Origin of the sequence: Pseudobacillus sp. 179-B 2D1 NHS (assembly GCF_045370945.1) — a bacterium.
In the GTDB taxonomy this organism is placed as follows: Bacteria; Bacillota; Bacilli; order Bacillales; family Domibacillaceae; genus Pseudobacillus.
Genome location: NZ_JBIQDP010000001.1, coordinates 1 through 23,689, shown reverse-complemented (window position 1 = coordinate 23,689; position 23,689 = coordinate 1). Strand labels below are relative to the sequence as shown.

Annotated in this window: 32 protein-coding genes and 3 pseudogenes; 12 read left to right on the top strand and 23 right to left on the bottom strand. The window is 36.3% G+C overall.

Annotated features, from left to right (window positions below; all coding sequences use genetic code 11):
* Positions 1-112: 112 nt before the first annotated feature.
* The 5 genes from ACH0BF_RS00175 to ACH0BF_RS00155 form a co-directional block, all read right to left on the bottom strand.
* Positions 113-916, bottom strand: coding sequence for a PD-(D/E)XK nuclease-like domain-containing protein (locus ACH0BF_RS00175; RefSeq protein ID WP_406908553.1), 804 nt, complete (start codon positions 914-916; stop codon positions 113-115).
* On the bottom strand, positions 870-1,787 hold the full coding sequence (locus ACH0BF_RS00170; RefSeq protein WP_406908551.1) for a hypothetical protein: 918 nt from the start codon (positions 1,785-1,787) through the stop codon (positions 870-872). Before ACH0BF_RS00170 ends, ACH0BF_RS00175 begins: the two co-directional genes overlap by 47 nt.
* Positions 1,787-1,981 carry a hypothetical protein gene (locus ACH0BF_RS00165; protein ID WP_340853868.1) on the bottom strand — a complete coding sequence of 65 codons (195 nt, stop codon included), beginning with the start codon at positions 1,979-1,981 and terminating at the stop codon, positions 1,787-1,789. Before ACH0BF_RS00165 ends, ACH0BF_RS00170 begins: the two co-directional genes overlap by 1 nt.
* Before the next feature lie 161 nt (positions 1,982-2,142).
* Positions 2,143-2,292, bottom strand: a complete 150-nt coding sequence (locus ACH0BF_RS00160; protein ID WP_340853804.1) for a YqaI family protein — start codon at positions 2,290-2,292, stop codon at positions 2,143-2,145.
* A 100-nt stretch (positions 2,293-2,392) separates the two neighbouring features.
* Complete coding sequence (locus ACH0BF_RS00155) at positions 2,393-2,554, bottom strand: hypothetical protein (protein WP_406908550.1); 162 nt, start codon at positions 2,552-2,554, stop codon at positions 2,393-2,395.
* 596 nt (positions 2,555-3,150) lie between these two features.
* Between ACH0BF_RS00155 and ACH0BF_RS00150 the strand changes: the two genes are divergently transcribed.
* The gene (locus ACH0BF_RS00150; RefSeq protein WP_406908549.1) at positions 3,151-3,840 is read left to right on the top strand and encodes an aspartate/glutamate racemase family protein; all 690 of its coding nucleotides are present in this window, start codon (positions 3,151-3,153) and stop codon (positions 3,838-3,840) included.
* Between the two features lie 445 nt (positions 3,841-4,285).
* Here the strand turns inward: ACH0BF_RS00150 and ACH0BF_RS00145 are convergent, their stop codons facing one another.
* A complete protein-coding gene (locus ACH0BF_RS00145; protein ID WP_340856390.1) occupies positions 4,286-4,540 on the bottom strand; it encodes an Hsp20/alpha crystallin family protein in 255 nt (84 codons plus the stop codon).
* Between the two features lie 256 nt (positions 4,541-4,796).
* On the bottom strand, positions 4,797-5,012 hold the full coding sequence (locus tag ACH0BF_RS00140; protein WP_406908548.1) for a hypothetical protein: 216 nt from the start codon (positions 5,010-5,012) through the stop codon (positions 4,797-4,799).
* A gap of 767 nt (positions 5,013-5,779) precedes the next feature.
* Here ACH0BF_RS00140 and ACH0BF_RS00135 point away from each other — a divergent pair.
* The 5 genes and pseudogenes from ACH0BF_RS00135 to ACH0BF_RS00115 all read left to right on the top strand — a co-directional run bounded on the left by ACH0BF_RS00135 (position 5,780) and on the right by ACH0BF_RS00115 (position 9,784).
* Positions 5,780-6,856 carry an N-acetyltransferase DgcN family protein gene (locus ACH0BF_RS00135; RefSeq protein ID WP_340853799.1) on the top strand — a complete coding sequence of 359 codons (1,077 nt, stop codon included), beginning with the start codon at positions 5,780-5,782 and terminating at the stop codon, positions 6,854-6,856.
* The gene (locus tag ACH0BF_RS00130; protein WP_406908547.1) at positions 6,856-8,007 is read left to right on the top strand and encodes an alanine/ornithine racemase family PLP-dependent enzyme; all 1,152 of its coding nucleotides are present in this window, start codon (positions 6,856-6,858) and stop codon (positions 8,005-8,007) included. The genes ACH0BF_RS00135 and ACH0BF_RS00130 overlap by 1 nt, the downstream gene beginning before the upstream one ends.
* Before the next feature lie 494 nt (positions 8,008-8,501).
* A pseudogene (locus ACH0BF_RS00125) lies at positions 8,502-8,711 on the top strand (ImmA/IrrE family metallo-endopeptidase); the annotation flags it as partial.
* Positions 8,712-8,958: 247 nt separating this feature from the next.
* Positions 8,959-9,417 (top strand): tyrosine-type recombinase/integrase, encoded by a 459-nt coding sequence (locus ACH0BF_RS00120; protein WP_406908546.1) that lies wholly within the window; start codon positions 8,959-8,961, stop codon positions 9,415-9,417.
* 19 nt (positions 9,418-9,436) lie between these two features.
* A complete protein-coding gene (locus ACH0BF_RS00115; RefSeq protein ID WP_406908545.1) occupies positions 9,437-9,784 on the top strand; it encodes a tyrosine-type recombinase/integrase in 348 nt (115 codons plus the stop codon).
* 306 nt (positions 9,785-10,090) lie between these two features.
* Here ACH0BF_RS00115 and ACH0BF_RS00110 read toward each other — a convergent pair whose 3' ends face one another.
* Complete coding sequence (locus ACH0BF_RS00110; RefSeq protein ID WP_120031872.1) at positions 10,091-10,312, bottom strand: hypothetical protein; 222 nt, start codon at positions 10,310-10,312, stop codon at positions 10,091-10,093.
* Positions 10,313-10,439: 127 nt separating this feature from the next.
* On the opposite strand from ACH0BF_RS00110, the gene ACH0BF_RS00105 reads away from it, so the two are divergent.
* Positions 10,440-11,120, top strand: a complete 681-nt coding sequence (locus ACH0BF_RS00105; protein WP_406908544.1) for a hypothetical protein — start codon at positions 10,440-10,442, stop codon at positions 11,118-11,120.
* A gap of 33 nt (positions 11,121-11,153) precedes the next feature.
* Here ACH0BF_RS00105 and ACH0BF_RS00100 read toward each other — a convergent pair whose 3' ends face one another.
* The 3 genes from ACH0BF_RS00100 to ACH0BF_RS00090 all read right to left on the bottom strand — a co-directional run bounded on the left by ACH0BF_RS00100 (position 11,154) and on the right by ACH0BF_RS00090 (position 12,597).
* Positions 11,154-11,471, bottom strand: a complete 318-nt coding sequence (locus ACH0BF_RS00100; protein ID WP_406908543.1) for an SPOR domain-containing protein — start codon at positions 11,469-11,471, stop codon at positions 11,154-11,156.
* 86 nt (positions 11,472-11,557) lie between these two features.
* Entirely contained in the window at positions 11,558-11,854 is a 297-nt protein-coding gene (locus ACH0BF_RS00095; protein WP_120031878.1) for a hypothetical protein, read from the bottom strand.
* A 602-nt stretch (positions 11,855-12,456) separates the two neighbouring features.
* Positions 12,457-12,597: a hypothetical protein gene (locus ACH0BF_RS00090; protein WP_182916951.1), complete on the bottom strand. Its 141-nt coding sequence runs from the start codon at positions 12,595-12,597 to the stop codon at positions 12,457-12,459.
* A gap of 306 nt (positions 12,598-12,903) precedes the next feature.
* Between ACH0BF_RS00090 and ACH0BF_RS00085 the strand changes: the two genes are divergently transcribed.
* Positions 12,904-13,095, top strand: a complete 192-nt coding sequence (locus ACH0BF_RS00085) for an aspartyl-phosphate phosphatase Spo0E family protein (protein WP_406908542.1) — start codon at positions 12,904-12,906, stop codon at positions 13,093-13,095.
* A 48-nt stretch (positions 13,096-13,143) separates the two neighbouring features.
* Here the strand turns inward: ACH0BF_RS00085 and ACH0BF_RS00080 are convergent, their stop codons facing one another.
* Positions 13,144-13,269 carry a hypothetical protein gene (locus ACH0BF_RS00080; RefSeq protein ID WP_259455554.1) on the bottom strand — a complete coding sequence of 42 codons (126 nt, stop codon included), beginning with the start codon at positions 13,267-13,269 and terminating at the stop codon, positions 13,144-13,146.
* 342 nt (positions 13,270-13,611) lie between these two features.
* Between ACH0BF_RS00080 and ACH0BF_RS00075 the strand changes: the two genes are divergently transcribed.
* Together ACH0BF_RS00075 and ACH0BF_RS00070 are read left to right on the top strand one after the other, a co-directional pair.
* Positions 13,612-13,947, top strand: coding sequence for a L,D-transpeptidase (locus tag ACH0BF_RS00075; protein ID WP_406908541.1), 336 nt, complete (start codon positions 13,612-13,614; stop codon positions 13,945-13,947).
* Positions 13,948-14,078: 131 nt separating this feature from the next.
* A complete protein-coding gene (locus ACH0BF_RS00070) occupies positions 14,079-14,363 on the top strand; it encodes a hypothetical protein (protein ID WP_340853790.1) in 285 nt (94 codons plus the stop codon).
* A gap of 99 nt (positions 14,364-14,462) precedes the next feature.
* Here the strand turns inward: ACH0BF_RS00070 and ACH0BF_RS00065 are convergent, their stop codons facing one another.
* Entirely contained in the window at positions 14,463-14,858 is a 396-nt protein-coding gene (locus ACH0BF_RS00065) for a DUF1064 domain-containing protein (protein WP_406908540.1), read from the bottom strand.
* A gap of 23 nt (positions 14,859-14,881) precedes the next feature.
* Between ACH0BF_RS00065 and ACH0BF_RS00060 the strand changes: the two genes are divergently transcribed.
* On the top strand, positions 14,882-15,133 hold the full coding sequence (locus ACH0BF_RS00060; RefSeq protein WP_406908538.1) for a hypothetical protein: 252 nt from the start codon (positions 14,882-14,884) through the stop codon (positions 15,131-15,133).
* 183 nt (positions 15,134-15,316) lie between these two features.
* Here ACH0BF_RS00060 and ACH0BF_RS00055 read toward each other — a convergent pair whose 3' ends face one another.
* The 9 genes and pseudogenes from ACH0BF_RS00055 to ACH0BF_RS00015 all read right to left on the bottom strand — a co-directional run.
* Positions 15,317-15,781 (bottom strand): GNAT family N-acetyltransferase, encoded by a 465-nt coding sequence (locus ACH0BF_RS00055; RefSeq protein WP_340853787.1) that lies wholly within the window; start codon positions 15,779-15,781, stop codon positions 15,317-15,319.
* A gap of 232 nt (positions 15,782-16,013) precedes the next feature.
* Positions 16,014-16,079, bottom strand: a pseudogene (locus ACH0BF_RS00050) (helix-turn-helix domain-containing protein); the annotation flags it as partial.
* Between the two features lie 573 nt (positions 16,080-16,652).
* Positions 16,653-17,264, bottom strand: coding sequence for a class I SAM-dependent methyltransferase (locus ACH0BF_RS00045; protein WP_340853786.1), 612 nt, complete (start codon positions 17,262-17,264; stop codon positions 16,653-16,655).
* Between the two features lie 579 nt (positions 17,265-17,843).
* Complete coding sequence (locus tag ACH0BF_RS00040) at positions 17,844-18,029, bottom strand: hypothetical protein (RefSeq protein WP_120031894.1); 186 nt, start codon at positions 18,027-18,029, stop codon at positions 17,844-17,846.
* Positions 18,030-18,097: 68 nt separating this feature from the next.
* Positions 18,098-18,601: a DinB family protein gene (locus ACH0BF_RS00035; protein WP_406908536.1), complete on the bottom strand. Its 504-nt coding sequence runs from the start codon at positions 18,599-18,601 to the stop codon at positions 18,098-18,100.
* 731 nt (positions 18,602-19,332) lie between these two features.
* Positions 19,333-19,563, bottom strand: a complete 231-nt coding sequence (locus ACH0BF_RS00030; protein ID WP_340853784.1) for a hypothetical protein — start codon at positions 19,561-19,563, stop codon at positions 19,333-19,335.
* Between the two features lie 39 nt (positions 19,564-19,602).
* Positions 19,603-20,058, bottom strand: coding sequence for a hypothetical protein (locus ACH0BF_RS00025; RefSeq protein ID WP_340853783.1), 456 nt, complete (start codon positions 20,056-20,058; stop codon positions 19,603-19,605).
* Between the two features lie 188 nt (positions 20,059-20,246).
* Positions 20,247-20,882, bottom strand: coding sequence for a hypothetical protein (locus tag ACH0BF_RS00020; RefSeq protein WP_120031902.1), 636 nt, complete (start codon positions 20,880-20,882; stop codon positions 20,247-20,249).
* Positions 20,883-21,321: pseudogene (locus ACH0BF_RS00015) on the bottom strand (ankyrin repeat domain-containing protein); the annotation flags it as partial.
* A 703-nt stretch (positions 21,322-22,024) separates the two neighbouring features.
* Here ACH0BF_RS00015 and ACH0BF_RS00010 point away from each other — a divergent pair.
* Entirely contained in the window at positions 22,025-22,873 is an 849-nt protein-coding gene (locus ACH0BF_RS00010; protein ID WP_406908535.1) for a hypothetical protein, read from the top strand.
* A 208-nt stretch (positions 22,874-23,081) separates the two neighbouring features.
* Here the strand turns inward: ACH0BF_RS00010 and fabZ are convergent, their stop codons facing one another.
* Complete coding sequence (gene fabZ / locus ACH0BF_RS00005; protein ID WP_406908780.1) at positions 23,082-23,507, bottom strand: 3-hydroxyacyl-ACP dehydratase FabZ; 426 nt, start codon at positions 23,505-23,507, stop codon at positions 23,082-23,084.
* Positions 23,508-23,689: the final 182 nt, after the last annotated feature.

Here is a 23,689-nt window from a genome sequence, read left to right as displayed (position 1 = left end):
GCATAATCTGGATAACACTTGTTCATATATTGCAAGATTAGCTGCTTCAACTGCTCTTTATTTTGAGCTTCCTCCCATAGTCGTTGAGGAAGAAGAACTCTAGTTTGTATGATCATTGCCAGATCAACTCACCGATCTCTACAGTGTCATTCAATTGTTTGGTCATTCGGCAGTAATCACATTTCTCACAACAAATAGGCTCTACTTTTCCAGCCTTCACTTCGATCAGTCGCTCCATTTTCATTTCAATGTATTCATACTCGAAGTCGAAGCGCGTTTCATCGAAATGCAGCACCACTTTATTCGGTGGGTTTTCTTTTGTTACTGCAACGATATAGGGTGTATATGTATTTCCAGTAGCCTCTTGTAAAACTCTTCGATATAAAGCCATTTGAAGCACATAATCCCAAGCTTCCACGAAGGAAACCCAATTATCATACTTAACGGACCAGTACCGTTTATAAAGGTCCTGTGTTGTTTTCAAATCACTAAATGTTCGACGGCCATGATGAATGCTGTCCACTTTGATCTTCCAGTCCGCTCCGAATAGGTGAGCTGTGTAAATCTCTTCTTTCTCCCCTTCTAAAGCGAACATGGCAAAAGGATCTGCTTTTAACGTTTCAATCATTCGGTCCGCTGTTTCAAAATCTGAATACTTACCGCCACGTGATTTGAAGATTGCCCTATTGTTTTCTTCAATGAATTGTTCAAATGCCTGGTTACTTTCAAAAGCTGCATGAACATAGGAACCGACTAACAAGGCGTTGGAGTGGGGCTCTTTGTAAGCCCCAGTTAACTCCGCCATTGTTTTTGCCTCACACTCTATAAAACTTTTAAACTGTGAAACAGAAAAGAATTGTTGATCTGCTTCAATCGAATGATAGTTCTCCTTGGTCAAAGTCCATGTCTGCGACACTTGGCTTCACCTCTTCTTCCTTCCCTTCAGTTTCCTTCTGAGGTTCAGCGTCTTCTTGCTTTTCACTTTCAAAAGACTCGGCTAGCTGGCTTTGTTTCTTTTTCTTCGAAGCACTCTTATCAAACCAATCTTCCACTTTTGACATCCCGTCTTTCAGCGAGTTAAAGATCTTGATAAGTTCTAAATAGTCATACTCCGTAAATGCTTCTGCATTGTAGCCGAATCTTTCTTCAATCATGTCCTGTGTGACACGATGCTGTTCTTTAAAAGCTTTTAGCGCACTAGCTACACGATCTTTTAACGGTCCCTTATTATTTCCTCGAAGTGTTTCTTCACATTCAGCAATCGCTTTATCAACAATGTCTCCGGGGATAATGCCCAAGATACAGGCACGTAATCGGCGGGAACCGTCATTCGCTACTTTTTCATAGATATCTCGTGGATCAGTTAGCTGCTTTAATCCTTTTTTCGTACCAATACTGTGTTTCACAGTGAATGTCTTTTCTTGTCTGACATTCGTTTCAAGATCCCAAGCATACGCCATAGCAACCGATTCTCCTGGACGCTGTTCTAGTTCCTTTACACCAAATGAAATGTTGCCCCAGTTTTGAGCAAGCACTTCCGCTAATCGGATAGAAGGTCCAGTCACCTTTGTTCCTCCACGCGGATATTGGTACATGGCAACCTGCGCTAAGGCAGGTCGCTTACAAGAATCTAAAATGCGCTGTTCTGATTGGAAAACGTTTCGTGGAAATTGCTTTGCTAAAAAGATTGCTCCTTTCACCTCTTCCATTTCACGGGATGCTGAAGCTTGTCCAAGCACTCCGGGTTGCTGCTGTTGCTGATTGAATTGTTCAGTTAGCTGGTTCATTAAACGGCCTCCTTTATAATGACTGATAATAAATCGTTATATTGCTTAACGAGTTCCTTTAAATCTGCATGTGTGCCTACTCCAGCAACGGCTTGACTGACTCCTATATACACAGAATCTAAAGCTCTCTTATCGTCCATATCCGGAAAAGTCTGTTTTGTTCGATTGAAGTGACTCTCTAAACAAATATCCATTCCAATCCGCTCCTCTTGATTCAGTTTTCAAAGTCCGTTACAATAGAAACAATCCTATATTTTCTAAACATCTGACTCGCTCTGCCAAGCGAGTCTTTTTCATTCCGCTGTTTTAAAGGTTGCCCCAAGGTGCTCAATTAAATAATCCTCCAAATTCTTTTCTAGATCACTTCCCCATTGATTTCAATAATGTCATCCCCTACTAAGATTTCATCACCGAAAGCATCCATACCAACATGTTCTGGCTGACTCATCATGTTTGCATAACCTGTTTCCATCGTACGAGTAATTACTGGATGTTCGATGTTCATTGGATTCGCCTTCCTTTTTACTAATAATGTGAATATTCCCTCAAAAAGTAAAATATGTTATAATATTCTTATTCGCCCATATGGCGGTGAGCAACTCCAACTAGCTTGCCGCTTTTCCTTTTGAGGCGAAATAACGTTTTTTAGCTTCAAACTCTACTGATAAAAGTAAAATTGGCTTATCCCCCATTTCCTTACAAAGCTTTCTTCCTTCAGAAGCCTTCATTAAACGACTTGCTGATAAAGTGAAACACATTTTTGTCATCCCCCCTATAGGAAGCTGGTTATCCAAAATCTAAGAAGTAGCCGCTTCAAATAAATCGAAAACCAAAAAGTTTGATGAAATCAGCTTGTATGCTCAAGATTACAACGCTAGCGACAGTGAGCGTACAGAGTTTGAGAATTACATCGTTAATGAATATAAAACTGGTAAGTATCTATCAGACATAGAAAATGACGAGTATATGCTAACTAACATCTTTAAAGCTGAGGTTGCCGATGCTTACTATGATCACCGAGGACAGGCAGTACACCGATCGCCCTCTTCGCTTTTGATTTTTGGCAGAATACAAAGTATACATACAGAGGCATTGATATTGTGAATAGCCATGAGGTTAAAACCAATGAGGAACAGATGAATAAGTCTTTGGCGAAGATGTATTGAATAAAACAGAAACTCCCACTGAAGAAATTGGAGTGGTGTACAGAGATAATACAGTTGTTTAATTTACAATAAAGTCATTTAAAAACGTCAGTCATGCTATTCAACAATCAGGCCATTTTGTTGAATAAAAAAAGGAGTTGTTTGTAGGTTAATCGAAGCTAATCATGAAGATAAAAAAGGATAATGGAGAGGATAAAATGAAGGTTATTGGTCTTATTGGCGGAATGAGTTGGGAATCTTCTGTTGAATATTATCGGATTATCAATGAAGAAGTTAAAAGAAGGTTAGGGGGATTACATTCAGCGAAATGTCTTTTATATAGTGTTGATTTTCATGAGATTGAACGTTACCAATCAGAAGGCGCCTGGGAGATGGCCGGTGAAATGTTAGGTAATGCTGCGCGTTCTTTGGAAAAGGGAGGTGCTGACTTTATTGTCATTTGTACTAATACGATGCACAAAGTTATAGGTGACATCCAGTCAAAAGTTAATGTCCCCCTTTTGCATATCGCAGATGCAACAGCAGCTCAAATTAAAGAGAAAGGAATTAATTCTGTTGGGTTACTAGGCACAAGGTACACAATGGAGCAGGATTTTTATAAATCACGCTTGGAGTTTAACGGTATACAAGTTATTGTGCCAAATGACAATGAAAGAGAGATTGTAAACAAGATTATTTACGAAGAGTTATGTTTGGGTAAGATTCATCATGAATCAAGGAATTATTATAAAAAAGTTATCCAAGGTTTAATCGAATCTGGCGCTAAAGGGATTATATTAGGCTGTACAGAAATTGGGTTATTGGTAAAGCCGGAGGATTCTGTTATTCCTCTATTTGACACAACCTACATACATGCTTTTGAAGCTGTAAATATGTCCTTAAAATAAGGTTATGAACTTTTTAAAGATTTTTTAATTCTTCCGCAAACGGGCGCGATTGTGGAAGAAAACTTAGATTTTTAAACGACTTTATTGTTATATTTTTTAGTGTAATGAAGTATCCTATATCAAAAATTAAATAACATATTTTTAACCCCCGTCCTAAATTTAGAACGGGGTTATGCTTGTTTGAGCTTTTAAAATAAATTACTTTATTGTCATTTTACAAGTGGGAGTTTTGCTTTATTTGCCTGATATCCCTCCCAGCGCAAACAGATGAAGGTTTTTTCAAATTACTCTTATGATTATGGATCATTTTAATAGGTTTATTGGGTTGAAGCCCCTGTTAGTAAAGCAAGGAAGTTGAAATAATTCGCCTAGCCGTTAACCATACATAAACAGAAACTAAAAATAAACAACCGGGCATGACCGCCCGGTTGCACATCATCCTGTATTAATTAAATTCAACATCGATTCTTTTTTTATCCTGGCTTGGATCATTTAATTTAGGCATACAAATTTCCAATATTCCATTCTTATATGTGGCTTTCATATCTTCTTTTACAGAAACCCGTGCCGGCAAACTAATGGAACGCTGGAATCGGCCGGTAAAACGCTCTTGTGTGTACAAGTGTTCACTCTTAATTTCCTGTGACGTGTTATTGGTTCCACTGATTGAAAGCAGAGTGCCTTCCGAATCTAAGGTAATATTTTCTGGCCGTGTTGGCGAGTGAACGTAATGGTTCGGACGGAATTATGGACATAGATAATCTCCTCCTATGAATTGTCATATAAACGAGATTTTCTATTAAAGAATTGCATTCAGTTTAAAACTAGTTTGACTCAGCCATAAGAGTATAGTCATGAATAAAACTAGGATCATGTTCTGTATTTTGCTACTTACCGTCATAAATAGTCAAGCAACAGGGGGTTTTTGGATTCCTTCAGGTTGAAATCTTTTCAATTCACGGCGAAGTAAGCGTTTGATCTTTCGCTTTCTGTGAACAGCTTTTTTTCCCATGTGAAATCCCTCCTTTAAAATTGGAAACATTATTCCCCATTGTAGTAAGAGACATATTCTTCTTCGGCAAAGTAGCAATCGTAGAAGCCAGATTCTTCAGTAACTTCTTGACATAATGAACAGTAAAGGTCGGCTGGCCAGAAATGAATTGGTCTTCCACACTTGGTGCAACTACCTTTCAGTATTACGTCCCCTCCTTTACAGTTATAGCTATAATTTTTACAATTTTTTTATACCAAAATTCAAAAGTGATTTCAATTACGATAAAAACTCAATATTCACCTTATTTTTTTATTTGTACGGATTTTTATTATTCTACTTGTACTTTTCTTGATTTTTCACATCATTTCTCTCATTTTTATTATATTTACTACTTGTCCTAAACTTCCCTTCTTGCATTAAACTGCCCTGTTAATTTAAGAAGAAAATCATAAAAATAGGACCTTCAATCGTACTTGATTATAATTTTTCAATAAGGATAGGATAACACACTGACTCTCCCCTTTGCTTTTGACTTTTGGTAGAACACAAAGTATACAGGCATTGATGATGTAATCAAAGCGAACGAGGAACAGTTGGATAAGGATTTGGCAAAGATGTATTGAGTAAACAAAACTCCCGCTGAAGATGCTTAAATTCAGTGGTTTTTAATTTTTGTCTACCTCCTATTGTTCTTCTAACAAATTCTTAGTGATCAGAAAACGTAGAGAAGCAGATTACTTCCTTTTCCAATTAAGTGTAATTATAATTATTTATGATGCTTCCCTAATAAATACTTAACTTTCTGTCATCCTGTCAATCCAATATAACCTCTTTCCATGAACAGCTATGTTTTTAGTACTTGACTGTATCGTCACTTTACTATTTAAAGCGTTAGGTGTTCTTTTTACTATTGCACAAATTTCATATATAAATGGAGGGATCACAGTGCAAAAACGAGCCATTATTTATTGTGAAAATCAATTTGGTACTATGGATGGTAAAACGGCGAATGGGTTGATACGGGAGCCTGGCAATTATAAGATAACCGCCATTATTGATAGCAGCAAACATGGACAGGATGCCGGACTATTCCTAGATAATCAGTTTAATGGAATCCCGATATGCAAAGACTTAGAGGAAGCAATTTTTTGTTCTAAACAAAAGCTGAATGATTTCATTCTTGGCATCGCACCAGCTGATGCCTTCTTAAAATTGGCTGAAAAAGAAGTCATTATCCAAGCGATGAAATTCGGAATGGATATTATTAACCCTCTTCAAGAATTTTTAACCGATGACGAGGAAATGATGAGCTACGCTAAACAATACGGTGTAAAAATTCATGATATCCGCAAACCGAGACCGAAGAAAGAGTGGACCCTCTTTACCGGCGAGATATTAAACATAACTACCCCAATCATTACTATACTCGGTACAGATGGAGCATGTGGTAAGCGTACAACTGCGAAGATTATTGAAAAAGAGCTTAACGACAGAGGATATAAGACGGCGTTTATTGCAACTGGGCAAACTGGCTTAATTCAAGGGGCAGAGTATGGGTTTGCTATGGATGCTTTTCCGATGCAGTATTTGATTGGTGAACTGGAGCGGGAAATACTGCGAGCCAATCGAGTCGAGCAGCCCGATATTATTATAGTTGAGGGACAAGGTGCATTAAGTCATCCGGCATACGCAAGCTCGTGTGCTATTTTAAAAGGAGCCAGACCGCAAGCTGTTATTTTACAGCATCCATCAAAAAGAAAAGTGTTGGGAGACTTCCCTTTTATAGAAATGCCAAATGTGGAAGATGAAATCAATCTAATTGAACATTACGGAAATACAAAAGTAATTGCGATCACGCTTAATCATGAAGATATGACCGATCAGGAGGTCGTACAAGCAATCAGTGAGTATGAAAAAACCTATCATCTTCCTGTTGCAGATGTGTTAAAAACAGGCTCTGAGAAAGTCATTCAATCAATCATCGATTTCTTCCCTTCCTTGAAGAAGGCAGTTGTATCCTAATGGTTCTGTCTCCACGAGTGGAAATAAACCTCGAAAAAATACGCCATAACGCAAGGACTTTAAGAGATCTATATGGAAGGAAAGGAATCGAAATTACAGGGGTAGTGAAAGGTGTAGCAGCAGACTTCAAAGTAGCCAATACTTTAATTGAAAGTGGAATCGCTAGTCTTGCAGATTCCAAAATAACCAATATCGAGAAGCTGAAAAAAGCTAATCTAAAAGCATCCTTGCTGTTATTACGCTCTCCCGCAATGAGTGAAGTTGAAAAAGTAGTGACATATGCGGATATCAGCGTAAATACGGAGCTGGATGTTATTCGGGCTTTATCGGAAGAAGCTATTAGGCAAAAGAAAAAACACAAAATTATTATCATGGTTGAAATGGGAGACTTAAGAGAAGGTATTTTGTTAAAAGATGTCCCCCACCTGCTCCGTGAAGTCCTGAAATACCCTGGCATTGAAATTGCTGGGATTGGTACGAACTTTGCGTGCTTTGCAGGAGTAATGCCAACCGAACAAAAAATGAGGGAATTCTCCTACTTCGTTACAAACATACAGAAGACATTTTCTCTTGACCTTTCCTACATTTCTGGAGGGAACTCCGCCAATCACAATTGGCTAATAAACACAAAAAACGTTGGTGCTGTTAATAACATTAGGCTTGGAGAATCTATTTTTTTAGGCCGGGAAACAGCAGATAATGATATTATTCCTTCTTTATACCAAGATGCTTTTTACTTCATTGCAGAAGTGATTGAATCGAAAATTAAACCGTCTGTTCCATTTGGAAATGTTGGAAGAAATGCATTTGGAGAATCTGTTTCCTTTGAAAACCGTGGCAATATGAGAAGAGCAATTGTCGGAGCTGGAAGGCAAGATGTGCTAGTTTCGGGACTCGTCCCCGTTCAACCATTTGAAATAATAGGATCAAGCAGCGACCACATCATCATTGACACAAAAAACACTGCTCTGAAACCGGGAGATGAAGTAAGATTTTCTCTTAATTATGGGGCAATGTTTTCTTCTATGACATCTCCTTATGTGTACAAAACATATATCAATTCACTATCTAAAATTAGACAAAAAGAATTTCATAAAAAGCAGTTTCTATTTAATAAACCTGTGCAAAAAAGCTCTTATTTAAGTAGCTAATATTTATGACAGGGACTAGAATGAAAAAGACACTCCTTAAATCATCACTTGGGAGTGTCTTTTTTGTATGTTATATATTAACACGAAAAGCATCCAGCATTTTCTTACAAGCCTTGAAACTATTTCCACCAAGATGAGGTTTATTGTAAACCCCCAGAGAACATATGTTTGCAATGTAATGTCAAGGTGAAGTCAATGGCCTATTCTACAAGATTGGAGGATTACATTTTTTCTTTGTATCAATCCATTCACATTTACAAACCTGAACAACTAAGGATTGAACTTGTTGCAAGTAGACTAGGTGTAGATGTGGGATACATAAACGGTGGCAGTAAAACTCTTCATATGCCTAAACACCCTCTCATCCTTATCAATCGGCACTTAAAGAAGCCCAGTGGCAAGATATTAGCCACGAATTAGGGCATTTATTGCGACAATACGGCAACCAAATGTGCCTCCCTCTTCCCTTTATCGAATTATAAGAGTGGCAGGCTAATAACTTTGCTCTACACTTTTGTATTCCTACTTTTATGATGGAACAATTAGAGTTCCCTTGGCGGAAACAAGAAGTAATTTACCTACTGACACGAACTTTTACGGTTAAATTTTCTTTTGCTGCTCACCGTCTAGAAAGATGGATGCACCAAAAAGAAAGTTTGTATTTTTGGCAGGCTATGGCCGAAGCTCAAGAACACTATTTGTAGCCGTACCCCAATTGAACAATACATAACCGAGCTAAATGAATGATGGATTTAAAAGGAGTGAAAGGAAATGGCAAGTATTTAAAAACGTGGAGAAAATTCATTTCTATTAGTTGTTGAAGCAGGTTATGATACAAAAGGCAAACATAAAAAGAAAACAAAAACAGTTCGTGTTGACCCAGGTCTCTTAAAAACAAAGAAAAAGTTAAATGACTATTTACAAGCAGAATTATATAAATTTAAAACCGAAGTGGAAGCTGGAGAGTATATTGCTCCAGAGAAAATAAAACTTGGCGAGTTCATTAAAGAATGGCGAGAAAAATATGCAGAGAGAAATCTTAGTGACAAAATTCTCTATAAGCAATGGCAATTGATTGAGAATCATATCTCTCCTCACCTTTCTCATCCACGTCTTGATCAAATCAAACCTATTCATATGCTAAATCACTTTGATTACTTATCTCAGGAGGGTGCTAGAAAAGATGCGAAACCTGGTAAACTATCTGATGCAACCTTATATGAAATCGACAAAGTATTAAGAAGTATTTTTAACCGTGCAGGGGAATGGCAGCTTATTAAAGCTAGCTCTCTGAGAAATATTAAACGACCAAAAGTCCAGAAAAAAGAAATGAATTACTTGGATGAACAAGAGGCTCGAAAAGTAATACAAGCTCTCAACGAGATGAATCCGACAAGGAACAAAGACTGAAGCAAAGCGAGATATTTCTATGCCTCGTTGGTATATGGGCGAACTGAAAGACTATTACCGAGAGTGGAGAAAAGAAAAGCTTGCTCTTGGCGATCAATGGCAAGGCGGAGATCGCCAATTTATTTTCCATTGTGGATTAGGTATTCCCTATTATCCGGCTAGAGCTACAATTAACTGGATCAAGTTCCGGGATACACACGGTCTTAACATTCGGCTGCATGATTTGCGACACACAATGGTCATCCTCTTGACTGAGGAAGGAGTTAACTTGAAAGCCATTCAACAACGTGCTGGTCATTGCAGTTCTAAAATCACTTCTGATGTCTATGGTCACATCACTAAAAAAGTATTGGAAGCAACCGCTTAGAAGTTTGAAAAATTCTACCCAAAGAATTTCGTCAACAACTGGCTTTTCTTAAAAAATGACAAAGCCACAAAACGTTTATACATCAAGGTTTATTAAGCATACAAAAACGGGGCGAAAGTGATTTTATCTCCCCGCCCCGAAGGATACACTATTCAAGTTAATTCTTATTAACACTCTAGGAATACGATTGTGTCAAGATTTTTAATCTTCCCATTATGATTAATTCGAGTCAAAAAAGAAGATTTTTGATGAATTTGGTCCCTAATTGGTCACCATGGTGACCGTGAAAAGAGGTGGCTTTATTCTTTATTTCCTCTTTGCTGATGGTACTATCTCAAATGTTTCCTCTAATTGATGCGCTGCCATTTCTACTAATGATCCGTCTTCTAATACAAGAAAAAGCATGGCTCCTTCTATTGGCTCCGAATGTCTCAAAAAGAGCCCTGTCTTTCTGCATCGAAGATTTACATTGTTTTCACACCTGAACTTATCCAACTCTTTAAAGCCTTTAATACTATTCAATGACAATAATATCCTTCCCTTCACATGATATATATAACTTTTTATTCAAATAACTAGAAAAACTTTCTAATTATTTCTCCCCAACCCTATTTTACCTGATGAAATATACTTATAAATAAAAAGGAGGAAAAAAATGAAAAAATTTTTAAAGGTACTTATATCTATGGTCTTATTACTTATCGGTTTTACAGCCTTTCATTCAACTACAGAAGCAGCAAAAAATCCGATCAGCCCTAAACAAAGCCGAGTTACATACACATTGAAAGATGCAAACGGTGTGGCTTATAAAGTGTATTTCGCAGGTGTTAGAGAGAAAAAGGCAATTGCCTCATACAACCGTGGTGACTGGGCAGGTGTTTGGGCCGGAGCCAATCCGGGAGATTTGCTTTACAAAGGGAATTACACACTCTACACACAAAAGGTTGGAACAGGGCAAATTAAACAGTCTCGTCATTATTTTAAAGACTACACATTGAATTCAACAAAGAGAACTGTTCATATGTACCCCTCTAAATATAAAGGGCAACCAGATATTTTAGCGGTTGCAGAAATAGAAAGTTCTAATTCTGAAACTGCTTCATGGTACTATATGAAAAACGGTGTTTTAACTAAAATTGTAGACGCCGGTTATACACTAAGAGCTCAAGTTCTTGGAAAGAATTCATTCCTCATTGCAGGCTATGATAATGCTGAAGGGGAATGGTACTTTAGTGAATTATACTTAGATCCATCTAAAAATATTTTTGATCAATATGATCCTATCTATAATAATCCAGGAGCAGTGATTAGAAACTGGAAAAAGCATTGGCAATAAAAATAAGCCCCACTCAAACGAGCGGGGCTTTTCTCATTGTTCTTGCCTAATTTGCGCATTGAAACCAAACTCTCGGCTAATATTCTGTTGAGCTATCGTAGCTGATTCCATCGTATTAAACACGCCTGTCCAGATTCTTTTTTCCTTAGCAAATGGCTTGTACCCTAGCTTCTCGCCAATTAATTCGGCTTGCTTCCTCGCTTCTTCTTCAGTCCTAAATGCGCCTGTATAGATACGATACTTTCCCTTTCGGACAACAGCGGCCTTTGTCTCTTCCTTATTCAAAAACCATGACAGCCGTTTGTTTCCTACTAATTGATTCAAGTCTACATTTCCTTGTTTTCCCCCCATCTGGGCAACTCCTTTCGTAAGTTCCCTTCACATATCCCCTTTCTTTACATAAAAAAAGACACCTTTTTCAGGCGCCTTTTGCTTTATTAATAAATTCGATTCATGTAAAGAGTGTCTAGAAACCGAATGTGTTCTTCTCGCTTCGATGCCTCTAGATCACCTATTAATTTTCTAATTACGCTCCTTTGCTCAAAAATAATTGTTATTAATTCCTCTTTAGTCATCCTTTTGAACCCTGGTCTCGTAATGAGAAACTCCTCTTCATATCCCATATACTCTAATAGAGCTTTATGAAGATTGGCATACTGATCAGCAGTCTTTTTTAATTGTTCATAATCGGACAGAGAAACTTCAATTTTAGCTTCGTGTTCTATGTCTCCCATTTTCCCCACCCTTGTTTTTATGCTAGTTGTAATATAGAAAATCAATACTGGAAAAAGTTAAAACTTATTTCTCCTGCGTTATTTATCGTCATTGTGAAAGACTTTCTTTAATAACTTTTAAAAATATTTTTGGTAATAACACCTACTATACAGTAGTGTCTGCACCTTTCCTTTTCGTAAAAATACACCTATTCTGTTAGGTGTTTTGTGTCGTATTATCGTCCGGGTGTGTAAGAAAAACCCCCACCTAAAAAGGTTAGGTGTGAAAAGATGCACTCAAGGCGCTGGATTAACTACATTCCAGCTAGTATTCCCGACTACTAAATCAGACGTTAGGATAAAATCTTTGTTGGTAATACTGATATTGTCACTTGAGATATTTTTAATTTTTTGTGCGCTATTCTCGTCTTATCCTTCTCTATCTCTCAGTTTATAACGAGCCTTCACCATGCAGGCGGCTTTCGCCGCACACGGCGATCCGTCAGCGATAGATCTTAAAACTTATTTCCCCGGATAAATTACAGTTCATAAGTCTTATAAAACAAGAAAGCCTACACTGTTTACGTTTTATCATTCCGCTCATATCTAAAAAATAACACCTGCTATAGATCAGCGCTGACATCTAATACTTGATATACGATCTCTTTTAAGTTCGACAGCTTTGGAACCTGCTCCTTTTGGTAATTTCCATTCAATACATTTCTTACCCGAATTTCTACTAATGCGCTGTTTGCTGTAAACATTACGCATTTCCCCCAAGTGCAATTGTTAGTTCCATATTTAACTTTATATTTCCCTTCTTTATCGGGAAAATCAGCTATCTCCTCTACTAAATACCCTTCTTAATGCAGCTGCTCTTGCGTTTTATTCAAACTGTAGTGAATAGGTACCAACACTATTTATTCCAAAGGCCGGGAGCTTCCCCGGCTTTTTTATTCATTTTTTTGTAAAACTTAAGAAAAATATTACTTTTAATGTAAAATAAAAGTATAATATTACCTTTAACACCTGCCGATATATATAATACTAAAGGTTTAGGGGTGGTGAAAATGAGCTTACAAAAAGTAATTAAAGAAGCCGATGAGTTAATAAATCAAATCAATAACATTCGAAGCCTCATGATCTCAACAGGAATGCGTAAAGGTTTTACCGATCTCCAAACGTTAAAATACAGCGAGGAATTAGACAAATTACTCAATAAATATCAGTTAATAAACTTATCCTTTCCTTATAAATCGTAGTCAGAAGCTTTCCTGGCCTTTTGCACCTTTCTTACACCTTCGAATAAACTATTTTGTATTCAATGGCACCCAGCTTTCACTTAATTGGATACGGTCGTTGATAAGCCAGGCAAAAGCCAGGCTTATTTGTATATTTCTGTAGAAGTTGGAAATACTGTTTAAAGTAGTACTCATCTGTAATCCTCCTTAGAATATATAGGCTAATCATTGTGTCAGGGCTTCCCTGGCTTTTTTATTTTCTTCTTTCCAATTGCTGAACTAAATCCAAGATGTATTTTTGATGATTCACATATTCTCCCACTGAATTTTCATTGGCAACATGAGAGCCAATACACCTTTCTACATCTGAGATTAATTGTCACAACTTCTCTTATTAAAAATTTTTAATTTATGATTTTATTAAAGGGCCAATTGGTTTCCTTCTTTGCTTTTCGACTCACTGTTTGATCAACTCCTGTTAATTAACAAATTCTTGAACTACTTCATACAATAATCAAAAAAATGGAGTTGATCCTCATGGTGAGATGGATTGATGTATCAACATCAAAACATCAATTGAGACTGTTGGATGGGAACAAGCTCATAAAAACTTATCCAATAGCTGTTGGAAAAATATTGTCGCCAACACCTTCTGGGACATACACAATTATCAATAAACAACATAATCCCGGTGGACCATTTGGAGTGCTTTGGATGGGATTATCCAAACCTCATTATGGTATACACGGAACAAATAACCCAGCTTCTATTGGTAAGAATGTCTCGCATGGGTGTATTAGAATGTTTAATCACGATGTTTTAGAATTATCATCTAGGGTTCCAATCGGCACCATGGTTTCTATTCATAAATAGCTCTGTTAATCTCAACACCTTTACCATATAGTTTGTAACTAAAGCGCATCGTTAATTGAGCAATTTTGCTTCTTTTGGATAAATAAATTAGAATGCCACCATACTACTCTTAAAAGGTGGTGAATTAATAAATGGATTTCCCTACAATACACACAAACTTTTGGGATGCTGTTATTGCTGTTCCTGTAGTGATGATCCTAACCCAGTTGATAAAAGTCTTTTTCAAAACCCCTAAAACGTTTGTCCCTCTAGTAGCTCTTTTGCTTGGAGTACTCATATCCGTCTTTATCAGCCATAGGGGCCATCTTATAACCGGGCTATTTATGGGCTGGTTTTATGGCTATGCAGCCATAGGTTCTTATGCTTCTTTAAAGACCAGCATCTTTGCTTATTTAAAGAAAGTGAGACGTGAATAATGTTAATTTAACGTCCCTCTTCTTTGGTAGCTGTCATTGTCTGCATCTAATCGGCTATCTCCTCATTCCTCTTTCTTTTTCCCAGATCAATCTACTTTCCTAATGACGCGTCTGTCTGCTCCTCCCATCTTCTTTTTCTCTCTCACATAAGCCCGATACTCTTCCATTGGTAAAAACCCCCTCATGATCCGGACTATAGGTAAGCAACCTCAGTATGTGCGGATACCTCTTCTCAAACAGCTTCCGCTTGACCTTAAATACTTCGGTTTCCACTCCCTTGATGTCTACTACTTCAATGCTTCCGTTCTTCCTATGCACTTCAAAGTCGGCCACATACTCAATTTTCCGGTGCATTATCCCGTTCTTCGTAAAAGCTTCTTGAAGCAAATATCGCGGTTGTGTCCGAAAGAAGAGAATTTGATCATTCGTCTGCAGCCGTTTCAAATGCTCATAATACTTAGCTTCAGCCTTGCTATCGAACGTGATGCCGTCCACCACTGCTTTCCTAGAGCCGTATTTTGACCTCACAGACTGGTAAGTATCTATCAGATATAGAAAATGACGAGTATATGTTGACGAATATCTTTAAAGCCGAAGTTATTGATACTTACTATGACCATCGAGGACAGGACAATACACCGCTCTCCCTCTTCGCTTTTGATTTTTGGCAGAACACAAAGTATACGTATCGAGGCGTGGATGACGTGAATAGTCACGAGGTTAAAGCCAATGAGGAACAAATGGATAAGGATTTGGCAAAGATGTGTTGAATAAATGACAACTCCCACTGAAGAAACATGCAGTGGGAGTTTTGTTTTGCTTTGTTTGCCTGGTATCTATGAGAATTGATGAAGCGTTTTTTCGAATGACTATTATAGTTTTTATAACAAAGCTTGATAAGCTTAATAAATCCTATTGAACTAAAGCCCCCTTTAGTTCAATAACCATTTCTTCTAAAGGTGCAATTTTAATCCCTCATGCGATGCCTTGAAACCTAACTTTTCATAGAAATGAAGTGCTTCGGGTCTCTTTTTATCTGTTGTTAATTGAACCATATGACATCCACGCTCTTTGGCACGCTGAATCGCCCATCGAATTAACATAGACCCTACACCTTTCCCACGTTCTAAAGATGCAGTACGCACACCTTCAATTGTGGCCCTCCATCCTCCTTGGTGAGTAATGAATGGAGTATATGTAATCTGTTGAACACCTACTATTTCTTCACCATAACAAGCCACAATCAATTCATTGTTTGGGTCAGAGTTGATGGATTGAAATGCCTTTATATAACTTTCTGGCAAAGGCTGTTTATAAAGCTCTCTTTTGTTTCCTAAAACATCATCCGAAAGCATATACACAATCCTGTCCAGGTCTTGTATTGTTGCTTCTCTAAATGTAACTTGATTTGTATTCATTAAAATTTCCTCTCCAATGTAACCATAATAAGTTTTATTCCATTAATGATAGTTGAGATATTAAGCAAAAGTCCCCGTTAGTTAAAAAAGCAGTATCACTATTAGGTATTACTTTTAATAAGAGTTTGGTTATTGGGGTAATCTTTTACGAGCCGCTCTAATGTTTTTTGCTAATTATTTCCTATATCACAAAGATTCGATAATCTCTCTTTTGGAATATTCGATACAATGTTTATGAAAGTCCAGATTCAATCATACCTATAGTTTGGCGTGTAATACCAACAGCTTTAGCTAGATCTGCTTATTTGAATATTTTCATATAGACTTTTATTGAATTGCCATTATCATTTTTATCTGCTTCTATGAGCAAGTATTCTTCTTCGTCTATTTTATGAATATTCATATCAGAGTCTTTTAATGGTGCAGAGTTAGATTGAATTATTATAGGAATACAGAATAACCATTTTTGATTAATTTGTTGAATGTTTCCCAAAATAATCGGTATTCATTTTTACATTTCTATAATTTAAGTTGTAAATCCTTCTTCAACTAACCTGCCCCTATAGTTGTTGATGATGTAGATAGTCATGAGGTACAAGCGAATGAAAAACAGATGGATAAGGCTTTGGCGAAGATGTATTGAATAAATGACAACTCCCACTGAAGAAATTGAATCCAGTGGGAGTTTTGCTTTGTTTGCCGGGTATCTATGAGAATCAATGAAGTGTTTTTTCAAATTACTATTATAATTTCTATAACAAAGCTTGATAAGCTTAATAAATCCTATTGAACTAAAGCACCTGTTAATTCAACAACAAACTCCTTTAACGGTTCTCCGTGTTTTTGTAACTGCAAGTTTTAAGTCCATTCTTTACCGATGTCCCTTTTTTGAATCCAAAATAAACATAGATGCATCCTGTCCCATGAATAGTTTACTTCCAGTATAAAAAGTTTTGAATTGAATGTCCCTATACCCGATTTTAGTCATCATGTCGGTTAACTCTTCTGGATTAAATCCGTTATGAACAATATCTGAAACTACTTTTTCATTTATATTAAAGTCCACTATTAATAGATGTCCCCCTTCATTAAGAACATCAAATAGTCTTGATAAAACGAATTCAACATCAGGAATATGGAGTAGAACTTGAGCCATAAAAATATAGTCGGCATGTAAATCCGACGGTCTTTCCTTTTCAATATCAAAGCATAGTGTATCTGCATTCTGAATATTAAAATCCGTTATTTTTTGTTTTATTTGATTTATCATATTTTGTGACGTATCCAGAAAAAGTATAGAATGAAACTCGTTTAACAAATTCATTCCGACAAGACCAGTTCCACATCCAAAATCAATCGCATTCTTACTTTTAGCGTCAACTAAATAATTACGGATGGCATCTGAGCATACCTTTGCAATTTCGATTCTTTCAGGAGTGTCATATTTATTAGCTATCATTTCAAACTTATCAGTATTTCCCATTATGATCTCTCCAATCAGGCATAAAAAACAAACCTAAACACTCAAAAAATGTCATTTTTCAACATACCACTCTGTATATAATAATACAACTAACTTGCCCATTAGTTTAAGAAGAAAATCATAAAAATAGGACGTTCAATTGTACTTGATTATAATTTTTCAATAAGGATAGGATAACACACTGACCTCCCTCTTCGCTTTTAATTTTTGGCAGAACACAAAAGTATACATATCGAGACATTGATGATGTGAATAGCCATGAGGTTAAAGCCAACGAGAAACAGATGGATAAGGCTTTGGAGAAGCTGAATTGAATAGTTGAAAACTCCCACTAAAGACATGAAAATTTAGCGGGAGTTTCGCTTTAATTACCAGATATCTATGAATGTTCATCCTGATGAGAATAGACTTTTTTTGAAATGATAGAGTTGCTCAAATAATAGTAATTAAAGCTTTTCGGTTAGAAGTTATAAGTTTTCTTCTCATTATGATAATAAAGTTATTTAATTCTTCTTTAACTAGAGTACCCATTAGCCTAAGTGTATTAAATAAAATAGGCTATAGGCTGTCTTAGAAATTCTAATGTATATGATCATATTCTTCATTTTCTAAAATTGTAACAGCACGAATTTTAGCATCTAAAAAGTTAGACTTTATTTGTTGTTTGGCTTCTTCAAAATTAAATGCCGTTACATTCTTATAGAAAATTACACCAGAGAGTTCATATTCAACTGTATAAATATCCTTTTTTTCATTTTTTTCCAAAGTAATACCCTCCCCAAAGTTATTTAAAGAAGTTTAGCAATCAAATTACATTCTTTACTTTTTCTGAATTACATTTTAGGGGCGTCCATACCTATCACAGCCCATTCCTCTTTTGATGGACCATATAAACCAGGAACTGTTAAACCTGCTTGGCGCATAAGGATTGTCATTTGTCCTCGATGATGAATTTGATGTTGAATCATAAAAAATAAAAGGTCTGAATTTGACATTCTCTGTCCAAAAAACTCCTGTATTTCCCCAAGACTCTTATCATTCCATTGTTTTTTTACAGCTTGAGACAAAGTGCTACTTGCTTGTCGATAGGAGTCAGATATGAACTTTACTGAAGTCGGAACAGGATAATCTTGATTGGGAGAGTCAAAAGAAAGGTCTGTTCGAGATGCTATAACGCCAATTGCTGTTACAGTATGCCAAGCTATCCTTCCTAATGTCCAATTTTGAGATGTTACTTTCTGGAATAAGGATTCATCTGTAAGTTGATTGAGAATTTTTTGGGTAGCTCCTGCTTCAACATCCCATACTTTTAAAAAACTATTTAGTGTTTGAAACATATTTATCCTCCTTACTTAAATACTCCATAAATATATTCTATATCCTCTCAAGATTTCCTATTCATACCACAAAAAACGGATGTATTTTTCAAATGACTTTATTGCCACTAAGTATATCCAATAGAATTTTTGTTTTTTTAGCTTTCATTTATAGTATAGTTCGCCCATATTAATTTCAAAAGCAATTACCGAACTTGTGCACGAAGTTTTTTCTTCATCGATATTTAAATACTAAAAGAAAAGGAAGTAAAAAAGAAAACAATTATGTCCAAACAACTATGCCAACCAAGCCGACTCCACTAACTACGGAACCAGCTCCTAAAAAAGAATCATTTAAAAACTGTACGGAACTTAGAAAGAAATATCCAAATAGCGTTGACAAAGGACACTCGCTTATGATCCAAAGCATGACCTTGATAAAGATGGATGGGCTTGTGAAAAACAAGTATGCTTCAAGTTACCTATTAAGAAAGGGACCACTTCAGTCCCTTTTTCTATTTTCTTTAACCTGCTTAGTTGTTGCTTTAAAATAAAGATTGATTAAAAACACCTCACAAACTAGTATTCTACGATAAATAAAAAGAATCCATTCTAAAAAAAGATTGATCAAAATGAATTCTTTTCCGACATATTAAGTTTAGTTTTTATAAAAAAAGTTTAATCACTCTCTAGCAGTATTTCCCTACAATCGTTTTTTTCTTGAGGAAGCATTTACATAATGATTAGATGTTCTACATCCTATTACAACAATTAAGCATGTAGTCCATACATTGCAGGGCGTCATTAATCCGGCGTTTCTTAGAATTATAGTAACGTACACCTAACCCTTCTTGGATACTTATCGATTCTCTAATAATGTTATGCCATCTTTCTGGCATGTAATTGATTGCATATTTGCCTGTATCTATTTTTGAAATGATTTCATAAAAGGCCGTCATGTCTCCTCCGGAGCATTCCACCATCAGGTTAGCTCCAGTGCAGCGATAGCTGACGGCCTTTTTCTATATAGTCACACACGAATCTGTCAGTTCAAAATACCACTCTAGGAAGGAGTTAAAGCTTTTCCATTGCGAATTCAATTTACCGGCAAAAAAATCCTCCATCTGCTGGCCCAACCCTAAACCTAACACTTCGTCTGTGTTCTTATTATAAAAAAAGCCAAACTCCCCTTCGAAGTTATCCAACGGAATATATTCTTCAGGCAGGTTTAACACAGCATGAGTTCTCTCCATACCTAATATATAATCAGAAGAATTGATCATAAACCAACAAATCTGATAGATTTCACGTCGTTTGCTAAGGAAGGTCGGCCCATCCTCTGCATGCAAATAAAATGTAGCAAAGTCTGAACTCAAATCGACGCCTAACTTTACCAATGCATGTTCATACTCCTCTGTAACGTCTTCAAACCACCAGTTTTTGCTTTTGCAATAATCGATCACCTTTTCCGATAACATCTCAACTGCTCCTTCGATATAAAATAAATTATCTAAATTATAACCCTGAGTATATCATTCCTTCTTTTTCTGTCTTAGATGGTTTAAGACACTATGTAGTGAATCAAAGCAAGGCACATCTTTATCCTTACTTTGTTTCCAGCAACCCTCCAGAATCAGTTCAATTACTTTACGCTCTCTGCGTTAAATCAAGAAAATTGCCAAAAACCTGCTACTGGATGTTGGACCTCAGTTACCCCTATTTTGGCGAAAATATATAGTGATCCAAAACCAAAAGGATAATTGTAATCGGGATGAAGCAGCGTTTCGGGGTAACCATCTTCATCTACTTGAAATAAAAAAGAAAATGATTCCTCCTTTAGTTTCGTAAAATAATAGTCTTTATTTTGAATAAGCCTCGGGTTTCCACCGAGTTTGATCAAAAAAGACTGATCCATGGATTTTTCGTCATTGCTTATTTCTCCGTCTGAAATTACATGTTTTATAAGACCTAGATTAGTAAACATATCTTTGACGCTTTCCGTTGAAATTGGATGCTCAATCACCTTTATCGAGCAATTCGGATAAACATTGTTGTCCAAATATTCCTCATAGTCCTCTGGGATGAAGATTGAAATCATGCTCTCAGGTTTAAAGGGATGGACGAGGCTCAAGTAAAAATAATATTTTTGGTTACTTTCGTGGATAAGATCTGCTTGACCATCAAAGAAGTCAGGTGCATTCCCGCCGATCCAGCCTGTACCATGCTCGTTCGATAGGCCTGGCTCCGCATAATAGAGAATACAGTCTGTCCTCTCAACTAAACTATTCATACGGTTCTTCATTTACAACTCTCCCTCAAGAAAATGAATGAGGTGCATTTCAGGCTGCACGAGGAACTCTGTAAAGCTGCATAAATCCGCATAAGTCTGATACTCCACGTCATAACAGCCTATCTGACCTTTTTTCTTCGAATTCCAAACTAGCTGCAGATCGGAGTAATGGCCGATATCAGCTGATAAACGCAGCAGCTTTTGCCTGCCGAATTCCCTCTTAATCGTATTGGTCAATGTGACCAGTTCATCGGTTAATTTATATTTTTTCAGCTCACACTTTTTGTTTTCCATATTATGTATAGCAAATGGCTCCAGCGATTTTAAATAGTCGGCCAAAACTGTATTTTTATTATTGATTGCAGTTGTATAAGGCCGCTCGCCGCCCTTTTTACGCTAAAGTAACGCCCACGCTTTGTTCAATCAAAAATTTGACCATGACCAAATAACCGTGCATTAATCTAAAGAGCACTATTTGGTTTGACACTCGAGCAAGAATCTGCCACCAGCTCCGATCCATCATTAATATTCATAGTTATAAATGGAATGCAAGGATTTCCCACAGCTAATTATAGCTATACCAAAATACGGCTAAAATTAATGTTCTTTCCTGGTGTAGATTGCAGAAAAACTAAAGGACAAGTTTACAGTCGCTACGAGCACCCACTATACTAACAAAAAGTTGTTTAAAGATACAAAATGATTAGGATACATAAATTCTTTTTTAGGTGTCTTGGAGCCATATGCATCATTGAACTTAATCATTTCCGAAAAGGGGAATTACACACCCACCTCAACAAACCTTGACCAAAATCTATTATTCTATTTTATTGAAAACACTCTTGCCTCAGATGGAGATTATTTATTTTATGATGATTTAGGAAACGAATTTGCAAATTTTATTTCAATTAAAAACTGAGTAACAAAACAATGGGCTATGCACTTAAAGGTTGTCTGGGCTGTTTAGACCTATTCATATTGTTACCTCTTGTAGTTGGTGGATGTATTGCATACTTCAGCGCAAAAGAATATGACGAGCCAGAGGAATCTGTTACTGAAAAGGTTGAAGAAGCAACTCCTAACAATGGATAATGCCCACTAAAGAAATATGCAGTGGGAGTTTCGCTTTGTTTACCTGGTATCTATGAGAATCAATGAAGCGTTTTTCCAAATTACTATTACAAAGTTTACTAATTTTAATAAATCCTATTGCACTAAAGCACCGTTTGTTTAAGCACAATTATTCACATACTTTATCAGAAATGCTTATTCCTTTATATCTTACTCATCAGAAAATAAAAATTCAATTCGCTCTTGTTTTTTCTTGTTCATCAAGTAAAGTAACTTTAAAACAACAAATATTATACATGGCAGAAAGGAGTAATATATCTATGGGCTTTAAACTCTCTACACCTAGTTATCAGATTATTTTTAATGGCTCTGCTATCAATATTATTGATTTAGACAATCATGAAATGATTGCCAAATTTAAGGACTTGAAATTTGCATACCGTGGTATGCTCAATCCAAACAAAAATACTTTTGTTGCAAAAAGTAATGACGGAGTGCTTGCAATTTACTCTTTAGACAGTATGACATTAATATCCAAATATAAAAAACGGGGTATACGCTCTCCGCAAGATGGAGACTTTTGCTTTGGCCCACAAGGTAGTTTTCTGAACCTAGAATATAACCCCAAAACTTTGCTTAGTTCTGTTGTTGTTCATGATGATGTAACCCTTGAGGAAAAATGCAGATACTTTGAGACTGAACATTTTGTGCTAGATACTGTGGAATATGATAACGAAAAAGAAATGTTTTATATTATCGGGTTTGAAAGGTTATGCTCTAATAATCCACGGGACTCTCAAAATGAATACTTTGAAATGCTTTTTGACGGTAGCCAAATTATCCAGAAAAATAAGATTACATTCAAAAGATATGGGTATCTATGTTATCTAAAACATACATTAAGATGGCATCCAGAATACGCACATCCATAAAAATAAAATTTCTAGCGGGAAAGCCCCCGTGTGGCTTTCCTGCCCTTTCCCTACTCCTGCTGGTCCAGATATAATATAAATTTTATTCATTATTCCCCCCACTTTTTATATGTACAGATGTAATTCAATGTAAAAACCTTGAAGTCCCTATTCAACTAAACTGCCCCGTTAGTTGAATAGGGACTTTTTTGTCCATGATGAATAGCATTTAATCACCAAATGCAAATATTATTTCTGTTTCGCAAACTAGTTCTCCATCAACTGTAGCTTTGCCTTTGCCTTTTCCAATAGGACCTTTTAATCGAGTTATTTCAACCTCAAGACGGAGTTGATCTCCTGGTTTCACTTGCTGTTTAAATCGGCATTTGTCTATACCTGCTAAAAGCCCTAGTCGTCCTTGATTTCCTTCTTTAGTTAACATCACAACTGCACTTACTTGAGCCAATGCCTCTACAATTAATACACCTGGCATAACTGGATAATTGGGGAAGTGTCCGTTAAAAAAATCCTCATTTACACTCACATTTTTTATACCAACTGCTCTTTTTCCTTCTTCTAATTCTAAAATTCTATCCACTAAAAGAAATGGATAACGATGTCTAATAACTTCCTTAATTTTTTGAGTATCTAACATCATTAAAGCCCCCGTATCAATAATATTTAAAAATGTATTTTTTATTTTACCACTTGGTATTAATAGTTTGTACTAAAAAAAAGAATTTCTTTAACTCTACTGCCTGTTCGTATTATAAGGTCAGCCAGATTTTTCTGGTTGATCTTTTTTGTTTAGGATTTATCCTATCGGTAGCCGGGGTA

Bases quoted from the DNA above. Each gene is read 5' to 3' on its own strand.
- ACH0BF_RS00170 (WP_406908551.1), bottom strand. From the start codon at position 1,787: ATGAACCAGCTAACTGAACAATTCAATCAGCAACAGCAGCAACCCGGA.
- ACH0BF_RS00165 (WP_340853868.1), bottom strand. From the start codon at position 1,981: ATGGATATTTGTTTAGAGAGTCACTTCAATCGAACAAAACAGACTTTT.
- ACH0BF_RS00160 (WP_340853804.1), bottom strand. From the start codon at position 2,292: ATGAACATCGAACATCCAGTAATTACTCGTACGATGGAAACAGGTTAT.
- ACH0BF_RS00155 (WP_406908550.1), bottom strand. From the start codon at position 2,554: ATGACAAAAATGTGTTTCACTTTATCAGCAAGTCGTTTAATGAAGGCT.
- ACH0BF_RS00150 (WP_406908549.1), top strand. From the start codon at position 3,151: ATGAAGGTTATTGGTCTTATTGGCGGAATGAGTTGGGAATCTTCTGTT.
- ACH0BF_RS00130 (WP_406908547.1), top strand. From the start codon at position 6,856: ATGGTTCTGTCTCCACGAGTGGAAATAAACCTCGAAAAAATACGCCAT.
- ACH0BF_RS00115 (WP_406908545.1), top strand. From the start codon at position 9,437: ATGCCTCGTTGGTATATGGGCGAACTGAAAGACTATTACCGAGAGTGG.
- ACH0BF_RS00105 (WP_406908544.1), top strand. From the start codon at position 10,440: ATGAAAAAATTTTTAAAGGTACTTATATCTATGGTCTTATTACTTATC.
- ACH0BF_RS00100 (WP_406908543.1), bottom strand. From the start codon at position 11,471: ATGGGGGGAAAACAAGGAAATGTAGACTTGAATCAATTAGTAGGAAAC.
- ACH0BF_RS00095 (WP_120031878.1), bottom strand. From the start codon at position 11,854: ATGGGAGACATAGAACACGAAGCTAAAATTGAAGTTTCTCTGTCCGAT.
- ACH0BF_RS00090 (WP_182916951.1), bottom strand. From the start codon at position 12,597: ATGTTTACAGCAAACAGCGCATTAGTAGAAATTCGGGTAAGAAATGTA.
- ACH0BF_RS00085 (WP_406908542.1), top strand. From the start codon at position 12,904: ATGAGCTTACAAAAAGTAATTAAAGAAGCCGATGAGTTAATAAATCAA.
- ACH0BF_RS00080 (WP_259455554.1), bottom strand. From the start codon at position 13,269: ATGAGTACTACTTTAAACAGTATTTCCAACTTCTACAGAAATATACAA.
- ACH0BF_RS00075 (WP_406908541.1), top strand. From the start codon at position 13,612: ATGGTGAGATGGATTGATGTATCAACATCAAAACATCAATTGAGACTG.
- ACH0BF_RS00070 (WP_340853790.1), top strand. From the start codon at position 14,079: ATGGATTTCCCTACAATACACACAAACTTTTGGGATGCTGTTATTGCT.
- ACH0BF_RS00055 (WP_340853787.1), bottom strand. From the start codon at position 15,781: ATGAATACAAATCAAGTTACATTTAGAGAAGCAACAATACAAGACCTG.
- ACH0BF_RS00045 (WP_340853786.1), bottom strand. From the start codon at position 17,264: ATGGGAAATACTGATAAGTTTGAAATGATAGCTAATAAATATGACACT.
- ACH0BF_RS00035 (WP_406908536.1), bottom strand. From the start codon at position 18,601: ATGTTTCAAACACTAAATAGTTTTTTAAAAGTATGGGATGTTGAAGCA.
- ACH0BF_RS00030 (WP_340853784.1), bottom strand. From the start codon at position 19,563: ATGGTGGAATGCTCCGGAGGAGACATGACGGCCTTTTATGAAATCATT.
- ACH0BF_RS00025 (WP_340853783.1), bottom strand. From the start codon at position 20,058: ATGTTATCGGAAAAGGTGATCGATTATTGCAAAAGCAAAAACTGGTGG.
- ACH0BF_RS00020 (WP_120031902.1), bottom strand. From the start codon at position 20,882: ATGAAGAACCGTATGAATAGTTTAGTTGAGAGGACAGACTGTATTCTC.
- ACH0BF_RS00010 (WP_406908535.1), top strand. From the start codon at position 22,025: ATGAAGCGTTTTTCCAAATTACTATTACAAAGTTTACTAATTTTAATA.
- fabZ (WP_406908780.1), bottom strand. From the start codon at position 23,507: ATGTTAGATACTCAAAAAATTAAGGAAGTTATTAGACATCGTTATCCA.